The sequence below is a fragment of the Roseateles sp. genome (assembly GCF_036486225.1).
Lineage (GTDB): Bacteria > Pseudomonadota > Gammaproteobacteria > Burkholderiales > Burkholderiaceae_C > Roseateles.
On sequence record NZ_DASVNZ010000240.1, the window covers coordinates 1 to 2448 of the forward strand.

The window sequence follows — 2448 nt, forward strand, 5'->3', positions numbered from 1 at the left end:
GCATAACGCCCGCCGTCCAACTCCAGCGCGAGCGCCAGCAGCGCTTCCACCGCATGCAAGCGGGCGCGGCGCTCACTCGCGGGAACGGCGGCAGCCAGACGCGCCATCAGGTCGCCCTCATGCACGATCGCATCGAGCAGATCGTGCGGGCTGCGCAGCACAGCCGTCGACGCCCAGCGCGACAGCAGCAGCTGCGCGCGGCGCAGCGGCTCGCTCAGATCTTCAGGATCGGCCTGAAGCAGCACTTCCCACCAGGAACGGGTCGTGGGCCCCTCCGGCGGCGGTTCAGTCGGGAGGTCGCCCACCTGCAACGTCTCTGCGCGCCCTGCACGGGGCATGGGGGATCCCTCCTGGACCCCCAAGCCCCATTCCGGTCCTGCCGCTCCCGCTGTCTGCGTTGGTTCTCTGTCCGCGGAAGGCCGCTCTTGACCGAGCCACTTCGCCGAGTTCGACTCGGCGGCAAGCCACAGCAGATCCGCTTCGCCCGCACCGAACAACGGACTGCGCAGCGCGTGCGCCAGCGACAGCTGATGCCCGCTCGACGCCAAGGCGTCCAGCAGCGCCAGCAGATCGCGCACGTCCGGTGCGTCCAGCAGCGCCATGTCCTCCGGCGCCGCGTGTGCAATGCCCCGGCCCTTGAGGATCTGCGCGAGCACGCGCAGCCCCTCGCGCTTGCGCGCCAGCACGAAGATCTCGCCCGGTTTCGCTTCGCCCTTCGCCAGCAGATCACCGATGCACGCGGCAATCCGCTCGGCCTCGGCCTCGCGACGATGCAGCTCCGGCTCGCGCCGCGGTTCGGTCAGGCTGGGGCGCCACGTGCCCTCCTCCCGGCCCGTCCCGGAGGCTTCGTCTTCGGCAAGCTCGTCGCCGGCAATGAAGAAGACACCGTCCAGCGGGTCGCCGCCACTCGACTCCGTCGTGTGCGGGCGGAAGCCGCTGTACTGCTGTGCCAGGCTCGCCGATTCGAAGACGGCGTTCACCGCCGCCAGCACCGGCACCGAGTTGCGCCGCGTGTGGTCGCAGGCCAGCAGCACGCCGTCCAGCCCCTCCCGCACGAAATCGCGCGCTGCCGCGAAGACGCGGGGCTCGGCGCGCCGGAAGCGGTAGATGCTCTGCTTGGGGTCGCCGACGATGAACACCGACGGCGGCCTCTGTCCGCTGGCACCGCCGCCCGCGCCCACGTAGCCCGACAGCCACGCATGCAGCGCATGCCATTGCAGCGGGCTGGTGTCCTGGAACTCGTCGATCAGCAGGTGCCGGACCTGGCTGTCGAGCCGCTCCTGCACCCAGCCCGACAGGTCGACGTCACCCAGCAGCGCCAGCGCACCGCGCTCGAGGTCGTTCATGTCGACGATGCCGCGCTCGCGCTTCAGACGATCGAACGCATCGAGCAAGGTCAGCGCCAGCGCGCACATCTGCTGATGCCACAGGCGCGCGCGGTCCTGGTCGATCGCGAGCAGCAGCCGTTGCAGACGGTCCGACGCCGCCGACAACGCGGGCGAATCGCCGAGGTTCTTGCGCAGCGATCCTTCCGCCGTGAAAAGGGCCTGGCGCACGCCGGCGAGCGCGGGCTCATCGGCCAGCTGCAGCGCCTGCTCGATCGCAGTCGCGCACTTCTTCGGCGTGACCTTGGTCGACTGGCCGAGTTCGATGGCGAGCGCCTGCAGCTCAGGCCGCATCGTCGCGAAAGCCTCGATCGGGTCGGCGAACGCGGCGAGCTCGGGCACCACCTCGGCCGCCGTGGGCATGCTGTCCATCAGCCGGCCGTGCGAGTGGGCCAGGCGCAGCTCGACGCGCTTGTCGAAGGCCGAGATCAGCCAGTCCTGCAGCTTGTTGCGGCCGTGGATCAGACTCAGCTCGCGGTAGATCGCCAGCAGCGACTCGTCCTCGAGCACCGCGGCATGGAAACGCTGCCAGAGCTCGGGCATCAGGTCGCTTTCGTCCTCGAGCAGCTGGAGCTCCGGCGACAGGCCCTGCGCGCGCAGCAGTTCCAGCGGCGCGGCGCGCAGCAGCTGGGAGAACCAGGCGTGGAAGGTGCGGATCTCCACCGGACGCGCGTCCTGCAGCAAGCGCTGCTGCAGGGTCGCCAGGCGCGGCGCGAGTTCGACGGCCTGCGCCTGCGGCAGACCACGTTGGCGCAGCGCGAGCACGCGGCCGGCGTCGTCGCAGTGGGCGAACTCGTGCAGCCATTCGTTCAGGCGCGCGCGCATTTCGCCGGCGGCCTTGCGAGTGAAGGTGATCGCGACGATGTCCTGCGGCCGCGCGCCGTCCAGCAGCGCGCGCAGGATGCGCGAGACCAGCATCCAGGTCTTGCCCGCCCCGGCGCAGGCCTCGACGACGACGCTGCGCGCCGGGTCGCAGGCCAGTTCGTAGAAGCGCTCGCGTGCGACCGGCGCGCCGTCGAGCGTGTAGGCGGCGGCGCCGAGGGGGCCAGCCGCGGCAGCGGCT

The 2448-nt window shown here is 71.0% G+C and carries 1 protein-coding gene; it reads right to left on the reverse strand.

What is annotated here, in order from left to right; translation table 11 throughout:
- A partial coding sequence (locus VF536_RS16230; RefSeq protein ID WP_331615904.1) for a UvrD-helicase domain-containing protein occupies nucleotides 1-2448 on the reverse strand: 2448 nt, incomplete at both ends.